Origin of the sequence: Paraburkholderia sp. MM5482-R2, from assembly GCF_050436125.1 — a bacterium.
Taxonomy (GTDB): Bacteria; Pseudomonadota; Gammaproteobacteria; order Burkholderiales; family Burkholderiaceae; genus Paraburkholderia; species Paraburkholderia tuberum.
Genome location: NZ_JBNDLP010000002.1, coordinates 1408034 through 1431535, shown reverse-complemented (window position 1 = coordinate 1431535; position 23502 = coordinate 1408034). Strand labels below are relative to the sequence as shown.

General features: G+C 64.7%; 20 protein-coding genes and 1 pseudogene. 12 read left to right on the top strand and 9 right to left on the bottom strand.

Annotated elements, in window-relative coordinates; translation table 11 throughout:
- Positions 1 to 94: 94 nt before the first annotated feature.
- Entirely contained in the window at positions 95 to 1657 is a 1563-nt protein-coding gene (locus tag OKW37_RS09475) for a SulP family inorganic anion transporter (protein ID WP_184059338.1), read from the top strand.
- Positions 1658 to 1783: 126 nt separating this feature from the next.
- Here OKW37_RS09475 and OKW37_RS09470 read toward each other — a convergent pair whose 3' ends face one another.
- From OKW37_RS09470 to OKW37_RS09445, 6 genes are all read right to left on the bottom strand, one after another.
- Complete coding sequence (locus OKW37_RS09470) at positions 1784 to 3331, bottom strand: 2-isopropylmalate synthase (protein WP_184010172.1); 1548 nt, start codon at positions 3329 to 3331, stop codon at positions 1784 to 1786.
- Positions 3332 to 3699: 368 nt separating this feature from the next.
- Positions 3700 to 4572, bottom strand: coding sequence for a CDP-diacylglycerol--serine O-phosphatidyltransferase (gene pssA / locus OKW37_RS09465; RefSeq protein ID WP_018420002.1), 873 nt, complete (start codon positions 4570 to 4572; stop codon positions 3700 to 3702).
- Positions 4573 to 4596: 24 nt separating this feature from the next.
- Complete coding sequence (locus tag OKW37_RS09460; protein ID WP_429406823.1) at positions 4597 to 5235, bottom strand: phosphatidylserine decarboxylase; 639 nt, start codon at positions 5233 to 5235, stop codon at positions 4597 to 4599.
- 132 nt (positions 5236 to 5367) lie between these two features.
- The gene (gene ilvC / locus OKW37_RS09455; protein ID WP_008920617.1) at positions 5368 to 6384 is read right to left on the bottom strand and encodes a ketol-acid reductoisomerase; all 1017 of its coding nucleotides are present in this window, start codon (positions 6382 to 6384) and stop codon (positions 5368 to 5370) included.
- 106 nt (positions 6385 to 6490) lie between these two features.
- The gene (gene ilvN / locus OKW37_RS09450; protein WP_018420000.1) at positions 6491 to 6982 is read right to left on the bottom strand and encodes an acetolactate synthase small subunit; all 492 of its coding nucleotides are present in this window, start codon (positions 6980 to 6982) and stop codon (positions 6491 to 6493) included.
- A gap of 124 nt (positions 6983 to 7106) precedes the next feature.
- The gene (locus tag OKW37_RS09445) at positions 7107 to 8870 is read right to left on the bottom strand and encodes an acetolactate synthase 3 catalytic subunit (protein WP_429406825.1); all 1764 of its coding nucleotides are present in this window, start codon (positions 8868 to 8870) and stop codon (positions 7107 to 7109) included.
- 356 nt (positions 8871 to 9226) lie between these two features.
- Here OKW37_RS09445 and OKW37_RS09440 point away from each other — a divergent pair, with 356 nt between their 5' ends.
- The 11 genes and pseudogenes from OKW37_RS09440 to OKW37_RS09390 all read left to right on the top strand — a co-directional run bounded on the left by OKW37_RS09440 (position 9227) and on the right by OKW37_RS09390 (position 19824).
- A complete protein-coding gene (locus OKW37_RS09440) occupies positions 9227 to 9790 on the top strand; it encodes an RNA polymerase sigma factor (RefSeq protein ID WP_184059344.1) in 564 nt (187 codons plus the stop codon).
- The gene (locus tag OKW37_RS09435; protein WP_184045896.1) at positions 9787 to 10218 is read left to right on the top strand and encodes a DUF3619 family protein; all 432 of its coding nucleotides are present in this window, start codon (positions 9787 to 9789) and stop codon (positions 10216 to 10218) included. The genes OKW37_RS09440 and OKW37_RS09435 overlap by 4 nt, the downstream gene beginning before the upstream one ends.
- A 16-nt stretch (positions 10219 to 10234) precedes the next feature.
- Positions 10235 to 11002 (top strand): DUF3106 domain-containing protein, encoded by a 768-nt coding sequence (locus OKW37_RS09430; RefSeq protein ID WP_184059348.1) that lies wholly within the window; start codon positions 10235 to 10237, stop codon positions 11000 to 11002.
- Positions 11003 to 11023: 21 nt separating this feature from the next.
- The gene (locus OKW37_RS09425; RefSeq protein WP_184045892.1) at positions 11024 to 11548 is read left to right on the top strand and encodes an RDD family protein; all 525 of its coding nucleotides are present in this window, start codon (positions 11024 to 11026) and stop codon (positions 11546 to 11548) included.
- 807 nt (positions 11549 to 12355) lie between these two features.
- Positions 12356 to 13297: a UDP-2,3-diacylglucosamine diphosphatase gene (locus OKW37_RS09420; RefSeq protein ID WP_090803742.1), complete on the top strand. Its 942-nt coding sequence runs from the start codon at positions 12356 to 12358 to the stop codon at positions 13295 to 13297.
- A 48-nt stretch (positions 13298 to 13345) separates the two neighbouring features.
- Entirely contained in the window at positions 13346 to 14377 is a 1032-nt protein-coding gene (locus OKW37_RS09415; RefSeq protein WP_429408451.1) for a glycosyltransferase family 4 protein, read from the top strand.
- 20 nt (positions 14378 to 14397) lie between these two features.
- Positions 14398 to 15081: a diacylglycerol kinase gene (locus OKW37_RS09410; RefSeq protein ID WP_429406828.1), complete on the top strand. Its 684-nt coding sequence runs from the start codon at positions 14398 to 14400 to the stop codon at positions 15079 to 15081.
- 280 nt (positions 15082 to 15361) lie between these two features.
- Positions 15362 to 16087 carry a TetR/AcrR family transcriptional regulator gene (locus tag OKW37_RS09405; protein WP_090803741.1) on the top strand — a complete coding sequence of 242 codons (726 nt, stop codon included), beginning with the start codon at positions 15362 to 15364 and terminating at the stop codon, positions 16085 to 16087.
- Positions 16088 to 16089: 2 nt separating this feature from the next.
- Positions 16090 to 16677, top strand: a complete 588-nt coding sequence (locus OKW37_RS09400; RefSeq protein ID WP_429406830.1) for a TIGR00730 family Rossman fold protein — start codon at positions 16090 to 16092, stop codon at positions 16675 to 16677.
- A 65-nt stretch (positions 16678 to 16742) separates the two neighbouring features.
- Positions 16743 to 17490, top strand: a pseudogene (locus OKW37_RS09395) (SDR family oxidoreductase).
- A 282-nt stretch (positions 17491 to 17772) separates the two neighbouring features.
- Positions 17773 to 19824: an ArnT family glycosyltransferase gene (locus OKW37_RS09390; RefSeq protein WP_429406834.1), complete on the top strand. Its 2052-nt coding sequence runs from the start codon at positions 17773 to 17775 to the stop codon at positions 19822 to 19824.
- Positions 19825 to 19878: 54 nt separating this feature from the next.
- Here the strand turns inward: OKW37_RS09390 and OKW37_RS09385 are convergent, their stop codons facing one another.
- The 3 genes from OKW37_RS09385 to OKW37_RS09375 are packed head-to-tail and all read right to left on the bottom strand — an operon-like array spanning position 19879 to position 23456.
- On the bottom strand, positions 19879 to 20523 hold the full coding sequence (locus OKW37_RS09385) for a DUF924 family protein (RefSeq protein ID WP_429406836.1): 645 nt from the start codon (positions 20521 to 20523) through the stop codon (positions 19879 to 19881).
- Entirely contained in the window at positions 20516 to 20929 is a 414-nt protein-coding gene (locus OKW37_RS09380) for a group II truncated hemoglobin (protein WP_429356871.1), read from the bottom strand. Before OKW37_RS09380 ends, OKW37_RS09385 begins: the two co-directional genes overlap by 8 nt.
- 37 nt (positions 20930 to 20966) lie before the next feature.
- On the bottom strand, positions 20967 to 23456 hold the full coding sequence (locus tag OKW37_RS09375; protein WP_429509920.1) for an ABC transporter permease: 2490 nt from the start codon (positions 23454 to 23456) through the stop codon (positions 20967 to 20969).
- Between the last annotated feature and the right edge of the window lie 46 nt (positions 23457 to 23502).

Genomic DNA, 23502 nt, shown 5'->3' with positions numbered 1-23502 from the left:
GTCCCATTCGAACCGCGGACGGAGCCGACAGCGGAATCGTCATCGGGCCATACCTGTTCGTCGCCCATCGTCCCACCTCTCGCTCTTCGACACCATGGATAATCAAACCTCTTTCTCCGCGCTCCAGAGCGACGTGCTCGCCGGAACGGCCGTTTTTCTGGTGGCCCTGCCGCTTTGCCTCGGCATTGCTCACGCATCGGGCGTCGACCCGTTTGCCGGACTGGTGTCCGGCATCATTGGCGGGCTCGTGGTTGCCGCGCTGAGCGGCTCGCGTCTGAGCGTGAGCGGCCCGGCCGCGGGCCTCGTCGTGATCGTCGTCGACGGCATCGCACGGCTTGGCGGCTTTTCCGCTTTCCTGCTGGCCGTACTGCTGTCGGGCGTCATCCAGTTCGGCTTCGGCATGCTCAAGGCCGGCCGGTTCGCCGCCTACGTGCCGTCGCCGGTGATCAAGGGGATGCTCGCGGCCATCGGCGTGCTGTTGATCCTCAAGCAGTTTCCCGTTGCGCTGGGGCTGTCCGGCACCGCCGACTCCGGCCAGTCGGCGGCGGCGGTCGCAACGCCGCTCGGCCCAATCTCACCGACCGCCGTGCTGATCACACTGCTGTCGCTCGCGATCCTCGCCGGCTGGGAAACGCGCGCGCTGCGCCGCTTCGCTGTCGTGCGCATCATGCCCGCGCCGCTCGCGGTGGTGCTGCTCGGCATCGGCGCGACGCTCGCCCTCAATCTCGTCGCGCCATCGTTGGCGCCGCCCGCCGAGGGGCGGGTCGCGTTGCCGTCGCTGGAATCGTTCGCGGCACTGCAGGCCGTGCTCGCGTCGGCCGACTTCGGCCCACGGTTCGCCCAGCTCGTCAATCCCGACATATGGCGCGTTGCGATCACGATCGCCATCCTCGCAAGTCTCGAAACGCTACTGAGCCTCGAAGCGGTCGAACAGATCGATCCGGAGCGCCGCCGCGCGCCTCCCGATCGCGAGCTGAAGGCGCAGGGCGTGGGCAATCTGATCGCGGGTGCGATCGGCGGCCTGCCGATCACCGCGGTGATCGTGCGTAGCTCCGCGAACGTCCATGCCGGTGCAAAAAGCCGACTCTCGGCGATCGTTCACGGCGTGTTGCTTCTCGTCAGCGTGTTCGCGCTCACGAGCGTGATCAACCTGATCCCGCTCGCCTGCCTTGCCGCGATCCTGATCTTCACCGGGTTCAAACTCGCCAAGCCGTCGTTGTTCGCCGGGCTCGCGCGGCAGGGATTCGCGCCGTTCGCACCATTTATCGTCACAGTCGTCGGTGTGCTCGTCACCGATCTGCTGATCGGTATCGTGCTCGGCATCCTGTGCAGCATGCTGTTTGCGCTGTACGCAAACCTGCGCGGCCCGATCGTGCTCGCGCAGCATGGCGATCACTACCTGCTGTCGTTTCGCAAGGACGTGTCGTTTCTCGGTAAGGTGCCGCTCAAGCACTATCTGCAGCAGATTCCGGATGGCGCCACCGTTATCGTCGATGCGACACGCGCCGATTTCGTCGATCACGACGTGCGCGAACTGCTGGACGCGTTCGTCGCCGATGCGCCTCGCCGTGGGATTACCGTCGACGTCAGATTTCAAGTCCGCGAGCAGGCCCGCGCAACGCGCGGCTGGTCGCTGCGGCGCACCACGGCGGAGTAGTTTCGTCATATCGCGCCGCCGCAGCTGCGCGATGACGGCAGAAAAAAGCCCCGTGTGCTGAGCACCACGGGGCTTCTCCTCCGATTCACACAAGCGATCGCGCGCTACCGGCGCGCCATGCTCGCGTTACTCCGAGCGCTGCGGATTCACCTTGTCCGCATTCGAATACAGCTTGTTGAGCGCCGAAAAATATGCCTTCGCGGATGCCGCGACGATATCCGGATCAGTGCCCGTGCCGTTGACGATGCGCCCGCTCTTCGACAACCGCACGGTCACTTCGCCCTGCGCCTGCGTGCCGGTCGTGATCGCGTTGACCGAGTACAGCAGCAGTTCGGAGCCGCTGCCCACTTCCGTTTCGATCGCGTTGAGGGTGGCGTCGACCGGTCCGTTGCCGCGCGCTTCGCCGGTGATCTCTTTACCCTCTACCGAGAACACGACCTTCGCGTGCGGCTGCTCGCCGGTTTCGGAATGCTGCGACATCGACAGAAACTTGTAGTGCTCCTTCTCGTGCGCTTCCGCCGATTCCTCGTTGACGATGGCGATGATGTCTTCGTCGAAGATCTCCGCCTTGCGATCGGCGAGTTCCTTGAAGCGCGCGAACGCGGTGTTCAGTTCGGCTTCGCTGTCGAGCGCGATGCCAAGCTCCTGCAGACGCTGTTTGAACGCATTGCGGCCCGACAGCTTGCCGAGCACGATCTTGTTCGCGGCCCAACCCACGTCTTCCGCGCGCATGATTTCGTAGGTATCGCGCGCCTTCAGCACGCCATCCTGATGGATGCCCGACGCGTGCGCGAAAGCGTTCGCGCCGACCACGGCCTTGTTCGGCTGCACGACGAAGCCAGTGATCTGCGACACGAGCTTCGAGGCCGGCACGATCTGAGTCGTGTCGAGGCCGACGTCGAGTCCGAAGTAATCCTTGCGGGTCTTCACCGCCATCACGATTTCTTCGAGCGACGTATTGCCCGCGCGCTCGCCGAGACCGTTGATCGTGCATTCGACCTGGCGCGCGCCGCCAATCTGCACGCCGGCGAGCGAATTCGCGACCGCCATGCCGAGGTCATTGTGGCAATGCACGGAGAACACCGCCTTGTGCGAGTTGGGAATGCGCTCGCGCAGCGTCTTCACGAGTTGGCCATAGAGTTCCGGCACGCCGTAGCCGACGGTGTCCGCGATGTTGATCGTGGTCGCGCCTTCGGCGATCACCGCTTCCAGCACACGGCACAGGAAGTCCAAATCCGAGCGGCTGCCGTCTTCCGGCGAGAATTCGACGTCGTCGGTGAACTTGCGCGCGAAACGCACCGCAAGCTTGGCCTGCTCGAATACCTGCTCGGGCGTCATCCGCAGCTTCTTCTCCATGTGCAGTGGCGACGTTGCGATGAACGTGTGGATGCGGAAATGATCGGCCGGCTTCAGTGCGTCGGCGGCCTTCTGTATGTCCTTGTCGTTCGCGCGCGCAAGCGAGCAGATCGTGCTGTCCTTCACGAGGCCGGCGATCGTATGGATCGCGTCGAAGTCGCCGTTCGAGCTGGCCGCGAAGCCCGCTTCGATCACGTCGACTTTCATCCGTTCGAGTTGCCTGGCGATGCGGATCTTCTCTTCCTTCGTCATCGACGCGCCGGGCGATTGCTCGCCGTCACGCAGCGTGGTGTCGAAAATGATCAGTTTGTCGGACATGTCGGGCCTCCTCGGGAGTCGTTCAGATGTGAGACTTGGTTTTGGAATGGGACGATGAGCGCCGCCGCTGGCAAGGTAGGGCGATCACGATGATCGCGGCCGGTGCGGACGGAACGCAAAAACGCATAAGGGCGTGAACGAAGCATGATGGCGCGGCGCAGCGAACGGCCTCGCCGACCCGGCAAAATCGGCCACGCCCACGCACTGATCCGACGACTATAGCGGCATTCCAGCCACCGCGCAATGCGCGCCGGGGCGGCCTGCGGCGCTGTCCGAAGCGACCGCGTAACGGCACCAACCAACGAAAAACGGCAGCCTACAGGCTGCCGTTTTTCGTACGTCGCTGCGATGCAGCGCGGTTCAAATCCTCAACGGTCGTGCGACATCGAACGCGCCGGATTGGCCCGGCCGCGCACCGCCTGATACGCCCAGAACACGTAGCCGGACAGACCGTACAGCACGAACAGACCGAACAGCATCAACGGCGGATCGGACGACACCAGCACGAAGGCGACCACCACCAGCAGGATCACGCCGAACGGCACGCGATGCCGTACGTCGAGCGCCTTGCCGCTATAGAACGGCGCGTTCGACACCATCGTCACGCCCGCGTAGATGGTCAGCACGAAGGCGACCCACGGCAGCCAGACGAGCTTCAGCGGCACGCGGTTGTCGGTGGCGAGCCACACGAAACCGGCGATCAGTGCCGCCGCGGCCGGGCTCGGCATGCCCTGGAAAAAACGCTTGTCGACCACGCCGATATTCGTGTTGAAACGCGCGAGCCGTAGCGCCGCGCCGGAACAATAGACGAACGCCGCGAGCCAGCCCCACCGGCCGAGGTCCTTCAGGATCCACTCGTACATCACGAGCGCGGGCGCAACACCGAACGACACCATGTCCGACAGGCTGTCGAACTGCTCGCCGAACGCGCTTTGCGTATGCGTCATGCGCGCGACGCGACCGTCCATGCCATCGAGCACCATCGCGACGAAGATCGCGATCGCGGCGATCTCGAAGCGCACGTTCATCGCCTGCACGACGGCGAAGAAGCCGCAGAACAGCGCGGCCGTGGTGAATGCGTTCGGCAGCAGGTAGATGCCGCGTTTTCTGAGGAACTGCTGACGCTGCGCGCGCCGGCTGTCGGCGACCGGCGACTCCGTGACCACCGGCGGCTTGTTGCGACGAAACGGCCGCGGCAGCGGTCCACTGCTGCGGGGTCGACGCGGTTTGAATGCGGCCATTCGGACAACCTCCTGTATGCCGCTTTACAGCTCGGCGAGGATTGTGGACGACGCCGACACCTTCTCGCCGATCGACACGCGCGGACGGCTGCCCACCGGCAAATACACGTCGACGCGCGAACCGAAGCGGATGAATCCGTAACGCTGGCCGCGGGTCAGCGGCTCGCCTGCACGGACGTAGCAAAGAATCCGCCGCGCGATCAGCCCGGCAATCTGCACCGACGTGACCGTCTGGCCGCCGGCCATTTCGATCACGACCGCGTTGCGCTCGTTTTCGAGCGAGGCTTTATCGACCGCCGCGTTCAGATAGGCGCCAGGAAAGTATTCGACTTTCGAGATCGCACCGTCGACGGGCGAGCGCTGCGAGTGCACGTTGAATACGTTCATGAACACGCTGATCTTCAGCGCTTCGCGATTCGCAAAAGGATCATGCGCGGTTTCTACCGCGACGATACGACCGTCGGCAGGACACAGCACCGCGTTGGCCTGCGTCGGAATCGGACGCGCCGGGTCGCGGAAGAACTGCACGATGAAGATCAGGATCAGCCAGAAGAGCCACGCAAAGCCGAACCCCCCGAAGGCGTGAACCAGTAATGCAACGACGGCCGCGATGGCGATGAACGGCCAGCCTTCTCGCGCGATGATCGGATGAGGGTAATTCATGGATGGCTTCTGTGTTTTTGTAAAACCGTAGGATAGCAAAAGCCGCCCAGGGTTCAGCACCCTTGGACGGCTTTTTGACTGGTCCGGCCGCCGCACCGAAGCGCCGCGCCGAACCTCGTTACGTCGAGACGCTTAGTTCTTCGACTGGTCGACGAGCTTGTTCTTCGCGATCCACGGCATCATCGCGCGCAGCTTCGAGCCAACCTGCTCGATCTGGTGCTCGGCCGTCAGACGGCGACGCGATTGCAGCGTCGGTGCGCCAGCCTTGTTCTCGATGATGAAGCTCTTCGCGTATTCGCCGGTCTGGATGTCGGTCAGCACGGCCTTCATCGCCTTCTTCGTTTCAGCGGTCACGATGCGCGGCCCCGTCACGTACTCGCCGTACTCGGCGTTGTTCGAGATCGAGTAGTTCATGTTCGCGATGCCGCCTTCGTAGATCAGGTCGACGATCAGCTTCAGTTCGTGCAGGCACTCGAAGTACGCCATTTCCGGCGCGTAACCCGCTTCGACCAGCGTTTCGAAGCCGGCCTTGATCAGGTCGACGGTACCGCCGCACAGCACAGCCTGCTCGCCGAACAGGTCGGTTTCGGTTTCTTCGCGGAAGTTCGTTTCGATGATGCCGGCCCGGCCGCCGCCGTTAGCCGCTGCGTACGACAGCGCGATGTCGCGCGCCGCGCCCGACTTGTCCTGCGCAACCGCGATCAGGTGCGGCACGCCGCCACCTTGGGAGTAGGTGCCGCGAACCGTGTGGCCCGGCGCCTTCGGCGCGATCATGATGACGTCGAGGTCGGCACGCGGGATCACCTGGCCGTAGTGAACGTTGAAGCCGTGCGCGAACGCGAGCGCTGCGCCCTGCTTGATGTTCGCGTGGACTTCCTTCGCGTACACGTCGGCGATCTGCTCGTCCGGCAGCAGCATCATGACGACGTCCGCGCCCTTCACCGCTTCCGCGACTTCCTTGACTTGCAGGCCGGCGTTTTCAGCCTTGCTCCACGATGCGCCGCCCTTGCGCAGACCGACCGTGATGTTCACGCCGCTTTCCTTCAGGTTCAGCGCGTGCGCATGGCCTTGCGAGCCATAGCCGATGATGGTGACCTGCTTGCCCTTGATGAGGGAGAGATCGGCGTCCTTGTCGTAGAAAACTTTCATGTCGGTTCCTTGGCTAGATTCGATGATTCAGAGAAATTCAGGTACTGCGAATGTTGTTATTGCCAGCCGGGCGATACCGCGTTGCCCGGCCTTGCGAAACGCGACGTCAGACCTTCAGAATGCGCTCGCCGCGACCGATGCCCGAGCTGCCCGTGCGGACCGTCTCGAGAATCGCCGTGGAATCGAGCCCCTCGATGAAGGCGTCGAGCTTGTCGCTCGCCCCCGTCAATTCGATCGTGTAGGTCTTTTCGGTGACGTCGATGATGCGGCCGCGGAAAATGTCCGCCATCCGCTTCATCTCCTCACGTTCCTTGCCGACCGCCCTCACCTTGATCAGCATCAGCTCGCGTTCGATGTGGGCGCCCTCGGTAAGGTCGACCACTTTCACCACCTCGATCAGGCGGTTCAGATGCTTCGTGATCTGTTCGATCACGTCGTCCGAGCCAACGGAGACGATGGTCATGCGCGACAGCGAACGGTCTTCGGTCGGAGCCACCGTCAAGGTTTCAATGTTGTAGCCGCGTGCGGAGAACAGACCCACCACGCGCGACAGCGCGCCTGGTTCGTTTTCCAGCAGGACGGAAATGATGTGTCTCATGTTTCGCTTCTTCCAGATGATGTGTCGATGTCTGCGAGCGGAGCGGCGCCGCTTCGTCTGCCCTCGCCTTTTTTGAAGGCGCGCATCACGAAGCCGGCGCTGGAGTTATCCAGACGCCCCGTCGTTAAAGATCTTCCGAACCCATGAGCATCTCGGTGATGCCCTTGCCGGCCTGAACCATCGGCCAGACGTTTTCGGTCGGATCGGTCTGGAAGTCGAGAAACACCGTGCGATCCTTCAGGCGCAGCGCTTCCTTCAGCGCCGGTTCCACATCGGCCGTGCGCTCGATGCGCATGCCCACGTGTCCGTACGCTTCGGCGAGCTTCACGAAGTCCGGCAGCGCATCCATGTACGAATGCGAATAGCGTTTGCTGTATTCGATCTGCTGCCACTGGCGCACCATGCCCAGATAGCGGTTATTCAGCGAAATAATCTTGATCGGCAGGTCGTACTGCTTGCAGGTCGACAGCTCCTGGATGCACATCTGGATCGAGCCTTCGCCCGTGATGCACAGCACGTCGTCGTCCGGATGGGCCATCTTCACGCCCATCGCGGCCGGTAAGCCGAAGCCCATCGTGCCGAGGCCACCGGAATTGATCCAGCGACGCGGCTTGTTGAACTTGTAGAACTGCGCGGCCCACATCTGGTGCTGGCCCACGTCGGAGCACACGAACGCGTTGCCGTCGGTCAGCTCCCACGCCTTTTCGACCACGTACTGCGGCTTGATGATGTCGCTCTTGCGGTCGAACTTCAGGCAATCTTTCGCGCGCCAGCCTTCGATGTCCTTCCACCAGTCGGCGAGCGCCGCGGCGTCGGGGCCATGCTCGGCCGTCTGCAACTGCTCGATCAGCTCCTTCAGCACTTCCTTCACGTCGCCGACGATCGGAATGTCGACCTTGACGCGCTTGGAAATGGAAGAGGGATCGATGTCGATATGGATGATCTTGCGCGGCCGCGACGCGAAGTGGCTCGGATCGCCGATCACGCGGTCGTCGAAGCGCGCGCCGATCGCGATCAGCACGTCGCAGTGCTGCATCGCCATATTGGCTTCGTACGTGCCGTGCATGCCGAGCATGCCGAGGAATTTCTTGTCGCTCGAGCGGTAGCCGCCCAGACCCATTAGCGTATTGGTGACCGGATAGCCGAGCAGATCGGCGAACTGGTTCAATTCACGCGACGCATCCGCGAGCACGATGCCGCCGCCGGTGTAGATATACGGACGCTTCGCCGACAGCAGCAGCGACACCGCCTTGCGGATCTGACCGGAGTGGCCCTTCGTGACCGGGTTGTATGAGCGCAGCGAAACGCTCTTGATCGGCTCGTATTGGCACGGCGTCTTCGACACGTCCTTCGGAATGTCGATCAGCACTGGGCCGGGACGGCCGGTACGGGCGATGTAGAAAGCTTTCTTGACCGTGGCGGCGAGATCGCGCACGTCCTTCACGAGGAAGTTGTGCTTCACGCAGGGACGCGTGATGCCGACCGTGTCGCATTCCTGGAATGCATCCTGACCGATCGCGGCAGTCGGCACCTGGCCGCTGATCACGACCAACGGGATCGAATCCATATAGGCGGTCGCGATGCCGGTCACCGCGTTGGTGACGCCGGGACCGGAGGTCACGAGACACACGCCGACCTTGCCGGTGGAGCGCGCGTAGGCGTCCGCGGCATGCACGGCGGCCTGCTCGTGGCGCACGAGCACATGCTGGAACTTGTCCTGCTTGTACAGCTCGTCGTAAATGTAGAGTACCGAGCCGCCGGGATAGCCCCAGATGAACTCGACGTCTTCGTCGGCCAGTGCCTTCATGAGCACGGTGGCGCCGATAGAGTCTGCTTCGTGATGGGGGGTCGTATCCGACGTGGAGAAATCCGCGCTGGGCATATTCATTGATTCACCTTTCGAATTTTCGGCAAAAAATTGATCGGGTGCTCTCTGCCGGGCTTGTGGCTCGGGTTCAAGCGGCGCGTCCAGTTGACAGGAGGGCTTCTTGGGCCACACCTCAATTGAGACAACTCACTTATGTTGCGAACCAGCGACGATAGCTTCTGACGCGCTCGCGGTCAAGAAAATATTGCCATTTGGCTCGCGCGTAAGAGCGCGCGATCGGACGGAATGTCGACCGTCATGCAAATGCAAGCTTGAGCAGGTTTCACCCTATCGGAGCAAAAGTTTGTTAGCATCCGCGAGTTTTACGACATTTTTCGACCGATTACGCGCACGCTTGCTGCGCCGACCCCAACCGGATGGCATCAGACAAGGAACTCGCCGATTTTCTGGCGGGCGTCGAAAGGCGCGCATTCAAGCAGACGGTCTACGCCGTGCGGGACGACGACGCGTCCCTCGACATCGTGCAAGACGCGATGATCAAGCTCGCCGAGAAATACGGCGACCGTCCGGCGGCCGAGCTACCGCTGCTGTTTCAGCGTATTCTGCAGAATGCGACGCACGACTATTTCCGCCGTGCCAAAGTACGCAACACTTGGGTTAGTCTATTCTCGTCGCTCGGCAATGCCGACGACGACGAGTTCGATCCGCTGGAAACCCTCGAGGCCGAGGCGGGTTCGGCTGGCGCCGAGAGCAACGAACAGAAGCTCGAACGAGAGCAGGTCCTGCAGTCGATCGACAACGAGATCCAGAAATTACCGGCACGTCAACGGGAGGCGTTTCTCATGCGTTATTGGGAGGATATGGATGTCGCCGAGACTGCCGCCGCAATGGGCTGCTCCGAAGGCAGCGTGAAAACGCACTGCTCCCGGGCCACTCACACGCTGGCGCAAGCGCTCAAGGCGAAAGGAATCACGCTATGAGCTCCCTTGAAAACACAGAACTCGAGTTTGCGCGTCAACTGCGCCGCGCGCTCGACGAAACCACCGCCAGCCTCCCTCCCGCCACCGTCGACCGGCTCGCTGCCGCGCGTCGTGCCGCGTTGGCGCGCAAAAAGCCCGAAGCCGTCAGCGCGCCGGTGTTCGTGCCTGCGTTCGCCGGCATGCCGGCCGGGATGGCGGGGCTACCGCAGGGAGGCTTCGAGCCGCGCCGCCGCTGGCCGCTGCGCCGCTTCGCGCTCGCGTGGCCGCTGGCCGCGCTGGTCGTGAGCCTGATCGGCATCGCGTACTGGGAAGATCACCAGCGCACCGCCGAACTTGCCGACATCGATGCCGCCATGCTAAGCGACGACCTGCCGCTCAATGCCTATCTCGACCACGGCTTCAACGCGTATCTTTCACGCGCCCACTGAGCGGGAGATTCCTCGGGTGAGTTACAAGCGCGGCCTGGCCGTTGTTTTCGGATGCGCGATCGCGGCCCTGGTGTCGTTTGTCGCGACCTATCCGCGCTTTCACCCGAGCCCATCGTCGGCGGGCAATCCGTCGCCCGGCGTCAACGTCGCCGCGCCCGCGCCCGCCCCCGCACTTTCCGTCGAATTGCCCGGCCTGCCGGGCAGCAATAGCCCCCTCGCGTGGTCACGCCTGAGCGCCGCCGACCACGCCGCGCTGGCCCCATTCGCATCGCAATGGGATTCGTTTAGCGACGAACGCAAGCGAAAGTGGATCAAGATTGCGTCGCGATACGCAAAGATGTCGCCGGATGCGCAAAAGCGTCTGCATGAGCGCATGAGCGAATGGGTGCGCATGACGCCCGATCAGCGCCGCGTCGCGCGCGAAAACTACCAGGTTTCGAAGGAGTTGCCGCGCGAAGCGCGCCAGAACGCGTGGAAAGCGTACCAACAGCTGCCCGAAGAAACGAAGGAGCGGCTCGCCGCGAGCGAACGCAAGCGTCGCCCCAGCGTCGTCAGCGCGCCGCCATCGGCTCGCAACGAGATCAAGGGCATCGACCGGTTCGTGAATGCGCGCGAGCACGGCGCCAGTGCTGCCGCGGCGGCGAGCGCCGCGCCGGCTGCCTCCGCGCCGGCCGCGGCCTCGCTGCCGGCAACGCCTGCGATTCCGGCGGCGGGCAGCTTCGTACCGGCGACGCCGGTGCCCGTGTCGCCTGCCGAAGCGCCGGCAATCTTCCACGGCTCCTGATTCCGACCCCGAACCCATTACGTGTCCCAGCCGCTCGCCACCCCCAGCCTGCCTGCCGCCGCACCCGGCGGCACGGCGCCCACCGTCCGGCGACGGCTCGCGGCACTGCTCTACGAAGCGGTCATTCTGTTCGGCGTCGTGTTTGTCGCCGGCTATCTGTTCAGCACGCTGACGCAGCAGCGTAACGGGCTCGCGCATCACAACCTGCTCGCCGGCTGGATCGGCCTCGTGGTTGGCGTGTACTTCGTCTGGTTCTGGACGCACGGCGGCCAGACGCTGCCGATGAAAACCTGGCGATTACGGGTTGTTGGCGCTGATGGCGCGCCGGTTTCGGTTGGGCGGGCGATTGCGCGGTATGTGTTCGCCTGGTTGTGGTTTTTGCCGCCGCTGGCGTTGCATCCACTTCTTGGGTTGCGGGTGCCGCAGACGCTTGTTATTGCGGGCGTCTGGTTCGTGGTGTGGGCCGCGAGTGGGCGTTTTGATCCGCAGCGGCAGTTTTTGCATGATCGGCTCGCGGGGACGCGGGTGGTAGCGGTTGGGCGCTAGCGCGCGTGGGCGATGGGCCGAATGCGGTGTTGGCCTTTCCTTGCTTTGTTATCGGTCATCGGTCTATTGGAGTTGCCCCTTGCAGGGCGGGGCTTTTTTCGTTGTTCTGGCTTTGTTGGCCTTTCCTTGCTGACTTATCGGTCTATTAGCGTTGCCCCTGTGCGGGGCGGCACCTACTTTCTTTGCTGCTGCAAAGAAAGTAGGCAAAGAAGACAGCTAAAACCGCCAACTCTTAAGCGGGTCCCTCGGTCCGCGTGAGGTAGTGGTGCATCTGGAATCCGTGCTCCCGCACATTCCGCGCTAGTGACAAGGCTGTCATTCTTCCGGCGGCGCTACGCGCACCGAAACCCCGTTCAAAACCCACTGGTGGTTTCGGCGCATCGCCGAGGCGCAGCCGACGGCCCCCGCTGCGCGGGCAAAACCATTGGTTTCCCAGGCAGACCCGTCCGCGACGCACGTAGTGCGGAGTGGGAGGGATGACGGCTTTGTCACGAACGGCGGAATGTGCGGGGGCCCGGATTCCAGATGCACCACTACCCCCTCCAAGCCAGGGGACCCGCTTAAAAGTTTGCGGTTTTAGCTGTCTTCTTTGCCTACTTTCTTTGCAGCAGCAAAGAAAGTAGGTGCCGCCCCGCACAGGGGCAACGCTAATAGACCGATAAGACAACAAGGAAAGGCCAACAAAGCCAGAACAACGAAAAAACAGGCCCCGCCAAGGCCCCTCCGTAATAAGAACTTCTCATGACTGTCACGCCGCAGTCACGCGCACCCGGCCCAATACGGGCACCGCCACTCGACGCGTGAGCCATGGACCCCAATACGTCCGCGACTTCCCTGTTTCGTCAAACCGGACCGAGCGTCGACCCCGTCGCGTTCCGGCCCGCTCCGGGTTCTACTCAACACGGCCTGCCGCTGCCCGCGACGCCATCACTCGATGCCCGCGCCGATCATCCCGATGACGGCCACGACGATCCGCATCGCTATCGCACGATCTGGCTCTCGGATATCCATCTCGGCTCGAGCGGCTGCCAGGCGGGATATCTGCTCGACTTCCTACGCCACAACGAATCGGAGTACCTGTACCTCGTCGGTGACATCATCGACGGCTGGCAGTTGAAGAAAGGCTGGTACTGGCCGCAGGCGCACAACGACGTCGTGCAGAAAGTGCTGCGCAAAGCGCGCAAAGGCACCCAGGTCATCTACGTGCCCGGCAATCACGACGAAGCCGCGCGCCAGTTCTGCGACCTCGCGTTCGGCGACATCCACGTACGCGGCGAAGCGTTCCACACGACGCTCGCCGGCAAGCGGCTGTGGATCGTGCACGGCGATCTGTTCGACGGCGTGATCCAGCACGCGAAATGGCTCGCCTATCTCGGCGACACGCTGTACACGATGATCCTCGTGCTGAACCGCTGGTTCAACCGCATTCGCAGCAAGCTCGGATTTCCGTACTGGTCGCTGTCGCAATACCTGAAGCATCAGGTCAAGAACGCGGTCAACTTCATCTCGTCGTTCGAACGCGTAATGACCGACGAAGCGCGTCGCCGCGGCTGCGACGGCGTCGTCTGCGGCCACATCCACAAGGCCGAGATGCGCGAGATCGATGGCGTGCTCTATTGCAACGATGGCGATTGGGTCGAGAGTCTGTCGGCGCTCGTCGAGACTTATGAAGGCGAGCTCAAGGTGATCTTCTGGACTGCGCTGCGCGCGCCCCAGGCGGGCACGCAAAAAGCCCGCGCCACTGCCTGAGCACTTCCACTCTCCACTTCCACAGGGCCCGCAGCGATGAACAACGCGATGAAGATCATGATCGTCACCGACGCATGGGAGCCGCAGGTCAACGGTGTCGTACGCACGCTGAAGAACACCCGGCGCGAACTCACCGCGCTCGGCCATCAGGTCGATCTGCTGACGCCGCTCGAATTCCGCACCATCCCGTGCCCGACTTACCCGGAGATACGCCTGTCGTTGCTGCCGCGCCGCCGGCTGCGCGAGCGCATCGACCGTTTCGCGCCCGACGCGTTGCACATCGCGACCGAAGGTCCGCTGGGCATGGCCGCGCGCGCGTATGCGCTCGACCACAAGCTACCGTTCACGACCGCGTATCACACGCGCTTTCCCGAGTACGTGCAGGCGCGCTTTCGCATCCCGCTCGCGGCGACCTACAGGTTTCTGCACTGGTTCCACAAGCCGTCGCTCGCGGTAATGGCGCCGACCCCCGTCGTCAAGCAGGACCTCGAGAAGTTCGGCTTCACGAACGTCGTGCTGTGGACGCGCGGCGTCGATCTCGAAATCTTCCGCCCGATGGACTCGAAGGTGCTCGACACCGCGCGGCCGATCTTCCTGTACGTGGGACGCGTGGCGGTCGAGAAGAACGTCGAGGCATTCCTGCAGCTCGACCTGCCCGGCTCGAAGTGGGTCGCGGGCGAAGGTCCAGCGCTCGCCGAACTGAAGTCGCGCTATCCGCAGGTCAACTATCTGGGCGTGCTGTCGCAGGCCGAACTCGCGAAGGTCTACGCGGCCGCCGACGTCTTCGTGTTTCCGAGCCGCACCGACACGTTCGGACTCGTGCTGCTCGAAGCGCTCGCATGCGGCACGCCGGTGGCCGCTTATCCGGTCACCGGCCCGATCGACGTGCTCGGCGACGGCGGCGCCGGTGCAATGCACGAGGATCTGCGCGAAGCGTGTCTGGAGGCACTGAAGATCGATCGGTCGCATGCGCGCGCATGGGCCGAGCGCTTCTCGTGGGCAGCGGCGTCCGCACAATTCGCCGCGCATCTGAAGCCGCTGCGCGATACGGCGTATCGTGAGGAAAGCGCCGCTGCGTGATGCGGCGCGCGGAGCCATCCATGCGAAGCAGTCGATCCAGCGCCGAAGGCGCGTCGAACGGCGCACTGCGCGCCGTCGAGTCCACCCGCGACACCACCAGCATCGAACCGTTCGACGACGTACGCGAGCCGGGTATGACCGGGCATGCGGATACCGTGCATCGGGTGAACGGCGCGAGGACCACGACCGGCGGCGCCAGCGTCGCGGGTGGCGTGCAACCTGACGCCACCCAGGACACGACTCACGACTCAAGCCACGACGCCCCCAACGAACCGCTCAGCCCCGACGACCCGCTCGCCCCGCTGCCCTTCAACCCCTACAAAGGCAACCGCGGCCTCACGCGCGCATGGCACGCGATGAAAAACTCGCTGGCCGGTTTTCGCGTTGCGATTCGCGAGGAAAGCGCGTTTCGTCAGGAACTCACGTTGGCCGCGATCCTGATTCCGTGCGGCCTCGTCGTGCCCGTCGATCCCGTGTCGCGCGTGTTGCTGCTCGGCTCGGTGCTGCTCGTGCTGATCGTCGAGCTGCTCAATTCGAGCGTCGAAGCGGCAATCGACCGGATCTCGCTCGAACGTCACGAGTTGTCGCGCCGCGCGAAGGATCTCGGCAGTGCGGCCGTGATGGTCGCGCTCGGCATGTGTGTGATGACGTGGGGAGTCATCGTCGGGCCGCTGGTCGTCGGCTGGGTTCGCGCGTGGCTTTGAGGTTCGATGCGGGTCGAAGCGCACGCTTCGCCACGCCCCACAGGATGAAAATCCGCGCAGGCGGTTGGGTATTAGAACGCTCGGTTTATAATCGTTTGACGGTCTCACAGGAAAGCGCTCGCGCAAACGGATCCGCGCCTCGCCTCATCCTGCCCTTTCGGGGGGCCCGCCGCGTGTCGGCGGGTTCGGGAGAGCTCAATATACCAACCGCATCCGGGTGGAACACGCAGCAGCGGCACGCCGCCACGCGCCCAGCCCGGCATAACCAGGGCCGGACGACATGGAAGCCAAACCTCCCCGCCGCACGCGCGAACGGATTCTCGAACTGTCGTTGAAGCTGTTCAACGAAATCGGCGAGCCGAACGTCACGACGACGACGATCGCCGAGGAAATGGAAATCAGCCCAGGCAACCTGTACTACCACTTCCGCAACAAAGACGACATCATCAACAGCATCTTCAGCCAGTTCGAGCAGGAGATCGAGAAGCGTCTGCGTTTCCCCGACGACCATCGCGCGACCATCGACGAGATGTGGTCGTATCTGCAGTACATGGTCGATTTCACGTGGCGCTACCGCTTCCTGTACCGCGACCTGAACGACCTCCTCGCGCGCAACCGCACGCTCGAGACGCACTTCAAGCAGATCATCAGCCATAAGGTGCGCTTCGCGAGCCAGTTCTGCGAACAGCTCGTCGCCGACGGCGAAATGGTCGCGACGCCGCAGGAAATGCAGGTGATCGCGACCAACGTCGGCGTGATCGGCACGTACTGGCTGTCATATCAGTTCGTGATGAATCCGCGCAAATACAACGAGCAGGAAGCGATCCGCGAAGAGCTGCATCAGGTCAGCGTGCAGATCGTCTCGCTGATGGCGCCCTACCTGCGCGGCCGTTCGCGGCAGCTGTTCGACGATCTCGTATCGGGCAGGCTGCCCAAGCGCGAGTTCTACGACTACCTGCCGCCGCGTGAAGGCGCCGCGCCTCGCAACGAATCGAAGGACAGTTGAGCATGAAGTCGGTGTGTGTCTATTGCGGCTCCTCGATGGGAGCCAAACCGTTGTATGCGCAGGCGGCGCGCGCGTTCGGCCGTGCGCTGGTCGAGGCCGATCTCGCGCTCGTCTATGGCGGCGGCAAGGTGGGGCTGATGGGCGTGATCGCCGATACCGTGATGGCCGAAGGCGGCCGCGCGATCGGCGTGATTCCCGAGCTGCTCGTCAGCAAGGAAGTGGGGCATAACGGCCTGACCGAACTGCACGTGGTGCCCGACATGCATCATCGCAAGAAGATGATGGCCGAGCTGTCCGATGCGTTCGTCGCGATGCCCGGCGGCGCGGGCACGCTCGAGGAGCTGTTCGAGGTCTTCACGTGGGCGCAGCTCGGCTACCACGGCAAACCGGTTGCACTCCTGAACACCGACGGCTTCTACGCGCCGCTGATCGACCTGCTTCAGCACACGGTCGACGAAGGCTTCATGCGCAAGACCTATCTCGACATGCTGCAGATCGACGCCGATCCGCTCGCGTTGATCGGCAAGCTGCAACACTACGCGCCGCCCGCGCGCGACAAATGGGCGGCGGTCCAAAGCGACGCGATCTGAATCCCCGGTCCGCCGAACCCGAGCGAAGCGCGCCGCGCACGCACCACCCCAACGACGAGGTTGCGATGACGAAAGCTGTTCTGATCACCGGCGGCAGCCGCGGCATTGGCCGTGCCACCGCGCGTCTGCTTGGCGCGCGCGGCTGGTGCGTCGGCGTGAACTACGTGCGTGACCTCACCGCCGCGCAGCAGACGGTCGCAGAGGTCGAACACGCGGGCGGCCGCGCGGTGCCGATCGCCGGCGATGTCGCGAACGAAGCCGACGTGACCGTCATGTTCGATACGCTGCAGCAATCCTTCGGCCGCATCGATGCGCTCGTCAACAACGCGGGCATCGTCGCGCCGTCGAGCCAGCTCGCGCGATATGGACTTCGCGCGTCTGAAACGCATGTTCGACGTCAACGTGCTCGGCGCCTATCTGTGCGCACGGGAAGCGGCACGGCGCATGTCGACCCAGCGCGGCGGCGCGGGCGGCGCGATCGTCAATGTTTCGTCGGCGGCGGCGCGGCTCGGTTCGCCGAACGAATACGTCGACTATGCGGGGTCGAAAGGCGCAATCGACACGATGACGCTCGGCCTCGCGAAAGAACTCGGCCCGCAGGGCGTGCGCGTAAACGCGGTGCGTCCGGGCCTGATCGACACCGAGATCCATGCGAGCGGCGGCAAGCCCGAGCGCGCCGCGCAACTGGGCGCGACCACGCCGCTCGGCCGCCCCGGCCGCGCCGACGAAGTCGCCGAGGCCATCGTGTGGCTGCTCAGCGACGCATCGTCGTACGTGACGGGCGCGCTGTTCGACGTCGCCGGCGGCCGCTGAGCGAACGCCGCACGCAACGCGGCGCAAGCCTTAAACACTTGGCGCGGTCCACTACGGCCGCGCCTTTCCAGCCCGCTCCCCCTCTCCTCCTTCCCCACGAACCCTGGTCGATTTGTCATGAAACCGGCACAGCCGCGCATCGAATGCGCGCGCGTTCGTTCGCGCGTAATCTTCAGTAATAATGCGGCGCTACAATCGACCAGATCGTATGCATCCGCAGGCGACGTAAGCAAAGCATAAGTACGAGGCCAACGCCGCCGCGTACGCTGACCAGAGACTTCCATGCAACACAAGCAGTCCACGCGCTGGCGCGCGCACAGTGCCAACGCGACGGCCCCGACCTCGGCCGCTGCAGCAGGTGGCACGCACGAGGCTTCGCTTTCCGCCAGCACCGCGCACCCGTTTGCCGGCGCGCAGACCCAGCCGGCGGCCGGGGACCCCGCGGCTTCGGCCGCAGCGGTATACAGCGCCGACACCGCCCATCCATCGGGCTCCGCCGTTTCTGCCGACCGCGCAACGCGCGGCCTGCAGCGTTGGCGCGCGCTCGCGGCGATCCGCCCGCTGCTGTGGCTGGTCGCGCTGGCGATCCTGTGCGCGTGGCTCGCCCCCGGCATTCTCGGCCACGAACCGTGGAAGCAGGACGAAACCTACACATTCGGCATCGTCCAGCACATGCTCGATACCGGCGACCTCGTCGTGCCGACCAATGCCGGCCAGCCCTTCGTCGAAAAGCCGCCGATCTACGATTGGGTCGCCACGGGCCTCGCGTGGATGTTCGGCCGCTATCTGCCTCTGCACGATGCGGCACGGCTCGCGAGTGCGCTGTTCGCGGGCCTGACGGTGTATTACACCGCGCGGGTCGCGCGTCGCGCGGTCGCTGCGTCGAGCTGGTTCGACCTGCGCGTGATCGGCACGCTCGCGCTGTTCGGCGGCACACTCGTCGTCGTCAAACACGTGCACGACATGATGACCGACGTCGCGCTGATGGCCGGCGCCGCGCTCGGCTTTTGCGGACTGTTCGAACTCGTACTCGTGCATTTGCGTGACGACCCGCGCGCCGCGTCGTATTTACCGATGCACTCGCAAGCCGCCCGGCACACCAAACCGCTCGATGCCCGCGAGCGGCGTCACGCGATCATCAGCGGCGCGACGATGTTCGGCGCGGGCGTCGGCGTGTCGCTGCTCGCCAAGGGGCTGTTCGTACCGCTCGTGTTCGGCGCCACCACCTGCGCGGCGCTGCTGCTCTATCCCGCATGCCGCAGCCGCGGCTTCGCCGGCGCGCTCGTCCTCGCCGCGCTCGTCTGCGCGCCGTTCGCGCTGATCTGGCCGATCTGCTTCTACCTGCGCTCAGCGGCACTCTTCAAGGTGTGGCTGTGGGATAACAACGTCGGGCGTTTCTTCGGTTTTTCGGTCGCCGAGCTCGGCTCCGAAAACGAGAGCCACCTGTTCGTACTGCGCACCGTGCTGAGCGTCGGCTTTCCGGTCGTACCGCTCGCGCTGGCCGCGCTCGCCGGTGGCGCATGGCGGCGCTGGCGCGATCCGCGCGTCGCGTTGTCGGTGCTGTTCGCGGGTATCGGTTTCGCGGTGCTGCAAAGCTCGGCGACGGTTCGCGAGCTATACATCCTGCCGTTCATCGCGCCGCTCGCGCTAGTCGCGATGCAGGGCGTCGAACGTTTGCCGGCGCACCTGCATACCGGCTGGGATATGACTAGCCGAGTGCTGTTCGGCAGCGCGGCCGCGCTCGTGTGGATCGTCTGGTCGATCATGACGACCCCCGCGAGCACGCATGCGTCGCTGCATCTGCTCGGCCGCTGGCTGCCGCTCGACTGGGTGCTGCCGATTTCGCCCGCGCTGATCGTCGGCGCGCTGCTGCTGACGATCGGCTGGCTGTGGCTGTTGCCGTCGTTCAAGTACGCGGGCAAATGGCGCGGCGCGCTCAGCTGGTGCGCGGGCGCGATGCTCGTCTGGGGGCTCGTCAGCACGCTGTTGCTGCCGTGGCTCGACTACGCGAAAAGCTACCGCTCGGTGTTCCGGGACCTCGGCGCGAAGATGGATATCGAATGGAACGACGGCGACTGCATGGCAAGTTCCGGACTCGGCGAATCCGAAGCGCCGATGCTCTTCTACTACACGGGCATCGTGCATCAGCCAAGCGAAGATCCGCGCACGACCGCCTGCACCTGGCTGATCGAGGAAAGCCGCCGCGACAACGCGCGGCCGCCGGCCGGCGAATGGCGGCTGTTCTGGTCCGGTGCGCGACCGGGCGATTCGGATGAGCTGTTGCGCGTCTTCGTGCGCACGCCGATGGCGGGCAAGCTGCACGGCGACGAATAGAGCCGCGCAACGCGTCGCTCCGGCCGAGTGCCTCGCGCGCGCGTCCGCGTCGAGTCAGAACGACGAACCGGGCTCGCGCAGGAACGCGATCTCCTCGTCGCTCGATTCACGTCCGAGCAACCCGTTGCGATGTGGAAAGCGGCCAAATCGTTCAATCGCTTTCGCGTGGCGCAGCGCGTACTGATAGTAGCCGTCACCGCCCGGCTCCGCCGCAAGCTGTTTGAACAGACGCAGCGACTCCTGCTGGCTCGCGAGCGTTTCATCGTGCTCGAACGGCAGATACGCGAACGCGCGATGCTGCACGTCCGGCAACAGCCGATCGGCGCCGCTCGCGATGATCCGTTGCGCGGTTTGCAGCGCCTTACCGTCGGTCGAGAAGGCGCGCGGCGTATTGCGATGGCAGTTGCGGGAAAACTGGTCCAGCACGATGACGAGCGCCAACGCACCCAACGGCGTGCTCTGCCATGCGTCGAGCTCACCCGCGTTCGCCGCATCGATCAGCTTACCGAAACGTTCGCGCAGCATCGTATCGACGGCGTCATCGCGCTTGAACCAGAACTTGCGCTCCGTGCCGCGCTCCGGCGTGCCCGGCGCGCCGAACCAGCAGTCGAGAACCTCGCGCGCCCGCGGCGCAAGCGCCGCATAGTCGGCTTCGACCGAGTACGGTGCCGAGGTGGCGTGCGGCGGCGTGTCAGCCATTGCGGTTGCGCATCCAGTCGGCGGTTTCGAAGAAGGAACCGAGCAGGCGCTCGCGCAGCGGTTCCGGCAAGCCGACATCCTCCATCGCCCATGCCATGCACCTCAACCACTGATCACGCTCGCTCGACGCGATCGCGAACGGCAGATGCCGCGCGCGCAGACGGGGATGGCCAAAGCGGCCGATGTAATGATCGGGACCGCCGAGCCAGCCGCACAAAAACCAGAATAGCTTGTCGCGCGACCCCTCGAGCGACCCCGGATGCAGCGCGCGAATCCCGGCGAAATCCGCCTCGAGATCCATCAGGTCGTAAAACCGGTCGACCAGGTCGCGCACCCGCGACTCGCCGCCCACCAGTTCGAAGGCCGTCGGCTTGTCCGAGGACACTTCGTCGTTCAAATCGCTCATACCCTGCTCGACAGCAAAAAGACATCACCAGGAAAACTCACGCGTCGCGCAGCGACTGGAGCGCCGGCCGCGCCAACACATGCCGCAAACTCAGCCACCCGCCGACACCGGCACACGCGATGCCGGCCGCAATGCCCACCGGCAGGAGCCACGGATCGAAGTCCAGATAAAACTCGAACACGTGCGTGGCCAGCATCGAGCCGACGATCTGCGCGCCGAGCGCCGCCATCAGGCCGGCAAGCGCACCGACCGCGACGAATTCGGACACCTGCACCGACCGCACCTGACGATGCGATGCGCCCAGCGCACGCAGCAGCGCGGATTCTCGCATACGCTCGTCGCGCGTGCCGGCGAGCGCCGCGTACAGCACCAGCACGCCGGCCGCGAGCGTGAACGCAAACAGGAATTGCACCGCGCCGATCACCTGCTGCAACACGCGCTGCACCTGCGCGAGGATCGGGCCGGTATCGATCGCGGTCAGATTCGGATACGCGGCGATCAGGCCATCGATCGTCGACTGTTTCTCCACCGGCAGATGGAAGCTCGTGATGAAAGTCGCCGGAAAATCCTGCAACGAAACCGGCGGCATCAGCACGAAGAAGTTGACCTTGAAAGAACCCCAGTCGAGCTTGCGCACGCTCGTCACCGGCGCCTCGACAGTCAGCCCCGTCACGTCGAAGCGCAGCACGTCGCCGGGCTTCACGTTGATCAGCTTCGCGAGACCCTGCTCGATCGAGATCTGCGGCTTCGTCGTCTCGCCGAACCAGGTTCCCGCGGCGATCCGGTTGTCGTCGGGCAGTTGCGTCGTGTAGGACAGGTTGAACTCGCGGTCGACCAGTCGCCGCGCATCCTCGCCCTTAAACGAATCCGGATTGACCGCCTTACCGTTGATCGCGACGAGCCGCCCGCGCACCATTGGCGACAGCGCCGCGCCGGCGATGCCGTGCGCGTCCAGATACTGCGTGACCGCGTCGCGCTGATCGGGCTGGATGTCGATGATGAACTCGTTGGGCGCATCGGGCGGGGTCGATTTGCGCCAGCCCTGCACGAGGTCGTTGCGCGTCATCGCGATCAGCAGCAGGCACATCAGGCCGATGCCGAGCGCGGTGATCTGCAGCGTGCTGGTACTGCTGCGCCGCTCGAGCGACGCCAGCGCATAGCGCCAGCCGATGCCCGCATTGACGCGCTCGCTGCGCACCACGCGCGCCGCGCCCCACAACGCGAGCCGCGCGATGCCGGCGAACACCAGCAGCCCGCCCGCGAATCCACCCGCGACGATGCCCCCGAGCTTCAATTCCCCCGCGGCGAGTATCAGCAGCCCCGCGAACAGCACGATGCCGACCGCGTAGGCGGCCCACGCAGTGCGTCCCTCCTCGCCCCATTCACGCCGCAGCACGCGCACCGGCGGCACGCGCGTGAGCGGCAACAGCGGCGGCAGCGCGAAGCCGAGCAGCAGCACGAGGCCGGCCGCGATGCCTTCGAGCGCGGGCCACAGCGTCGGCTGCGGCAGCACCACGTCGATCAGGCCGCCGAGCCACGTCAGCAGCGCGAGATGCCCGAGATAACCGAGCGCCACGCCGAGCACGCCGCCGAGTACGCCCAGCCCGACGAATTCGAGCGTGAACAGCGCGCGCAGCGCGGCCTGGCTCACGCCGAGACAGCGCATCGCCGCGCAGCCGTCGAGATGCCGGCGCATATAGCGGTGCGCGGCCATCGCGATCGCGACGGCCGCGAGCAGCGCGGTCAACAGCGACACGAGCGTCAGGAAATGGCCCGCGCGATCGAGCGTCTGACGCACCTGCGGCTGGCCGTCCTGCAGCGACTCGAGCGCGACGCCGCGCAGCTTGCCGCCGTCGACGTGCTCATGCGCAAACTGCGCGAAGCGCGCGACCGCGTCGTCTGAACCGGCGACCAGCAGCCGGTACGTGACGCGGCTGCCATAGGTGATCAGGCCCGTCGACGGTACGTCAGCGGCATTCAGCATCAGGCGCGGTGAAAAGTTGACGAACGAAAAGCCGCGATCGAGCTCGCGCGTGATCAGCGCGCCGACCGTGAAGTTGCGATTGCCGAGCTTCACCGCATCGCCGATCTTCAGCTTCAGCGCGTCGAGCAACTGCTGGTCGACCCACACGGTGCCCGGCGCCGGAATGGACGTCGCCGGATGATCGGCCGCACCGGGCGCCGCCGCGATGCGCAACGCGCCGCGCAACGGATAGCCGGGCGACACCGCCTTGACGGCGGCGAGCCGCGACGCCGGCTGCGCGCCGGTCGAATTGATCATGCTGGGAAAGATCGCCGTGGTGGCGGTGCGCAGGCCCAGGGCGTGCGCCTCGGCGGCGAATTGCGGATCGACCGGATGATCGGCGCGCACGATGAAGTCGGCGGCGATCATGCGCCGCGCATCGCGCTCGAGCCCCTGATGCAGCCGATCGCCCAGAAACCCGACGCTCGACAACGCCGCGACCGCCAGCACGAGCGCGAGCAGCAACATCGTCAGTTCGCCCGCGCGCCAGTCGCGCGCCGTCATCCGCATGGCCTGGCGCAACAGATCGATGCCGCCGAGCCGCCGCGCC

Coding starts and splice junctions, on each gene's coding strand:
- ilvN (WP_018420000.1), bottom strand. CDS start 6,982: ATGAGACACATCATTTCCGTCCTGCTGGAAAACGAACCAGGCGCGCTG.
- OKW37_RS09380 (WP_429356871.1), bottom strand. CDS start 20,929: ATGAGCGATTTGAACGACGAAGTGTCCTCGGACAAGCCGACGGCCTTC.
- OKW37_RS09415 (WP_429408451.1), top strand. CDS start 13,346: ATGAAGATCATGATCGTCACCGACGCATGGGAGCCGCAGGTCAACGGT.
- ilvC (WP_008920617.1), bottom strand. CDS start 6,384: ATGAAAGTTTTCTACGACAAGGACGCCGATCTCTCCCTCATCAAGGGC.
- pssA (WP_018420002.1), bottom strand. CDS start 4,572: ATGGCCGCATTCAAACCGCGTCGACCCCGCAGCAGTGGACCGCTGCCG.
- OKW37_RS09475 (WP_184059338.1), top strand. CDS start 95: ATGGATAATCAAACCTCTTTCTCCGCGCTCCAGAGCGACGTGCTCGCC.
- OKW37_RS09405 (WP_090803741.1), top strand. CDS start 15,362: ATGGAAGCCAAACCTCCCCGCCGCACGCGCGAACGGATTCTCGAACTG.
- OKW37_RS09410 (WP_429406828.1), top strand. CDS start 14,398: ATGCGAAGCAGTCGATCCAGCGCCGAAGGCGCGTCGAACGGCGCACTG.
- OKW37_RS09420 (WP_090803742.1), top strand. CDS start 12,356: ATGGACCCCAATACGTCCGCGACTTCCCTGTTTCGTCAAACCGGACCG.
- OKW37_RS09460 (WP_429406823.1), bottom strand. CDS start 5,235: ATGAATTACCCTCATCCGATCATCGCGCGAGAAGGCTGGCCGTTCATC.
- OKW37_RS09440 (WP_184059344.1), top strand. CDS start 9,227: ATGGCATCAGACAAGGAACTCGCCGATTTTCTGGCGGGCGTCGAAAGG.
- OKW37_RS09470 (WP_184010172.1), bottom strand. CDS start 3,331: ATGTCCGACAAACTGATCATTTTCGACACCACGCTGCGTGACGGCGAG.
- OKW37_RS09390 (WP_429406834.1), top strand. CDS start 17,773: ATGCAACACAAGCAGTCCACGCGCTGGCGCGCGCACAGTGCCAACGCG.
- OKW37_RS09445 (WP_429406825.1), bottom strand. CDS start 8,870: ATGAATATGCCCAGCGCGGATTTCTCCACGTCGGATACGACCCCCCAT.
- OKW37_RS09400 (WP_429406830.1), top strand. CDS start 16,090: ATGAAGTCGGTGTGTGTCTATTGCGGCTCCTCGATGGGAGCCAAACCG.
- OKW37_RS09375 (WP_429509920.1), bottom strand. CDS start 23,456: ATGACGGCGCGCGACTGGCGCGCGGGCGAACTGACGATGTTGCTGCTC.
- OKW37_RS09435 (WP_184045896.1), top strand. CDS start 9,787: ATGAGCTCCCTTGAAAACACAGAACTCGAGTTTGCGCGTCAACTGCGC.
- OKW37_RS09385 (WP_429406836.1), bottom strand. CDS start 20,523: ATGGCTGACACGCCGCCGCACGCCACCTCGGCACCGTACTCGGTCGAA.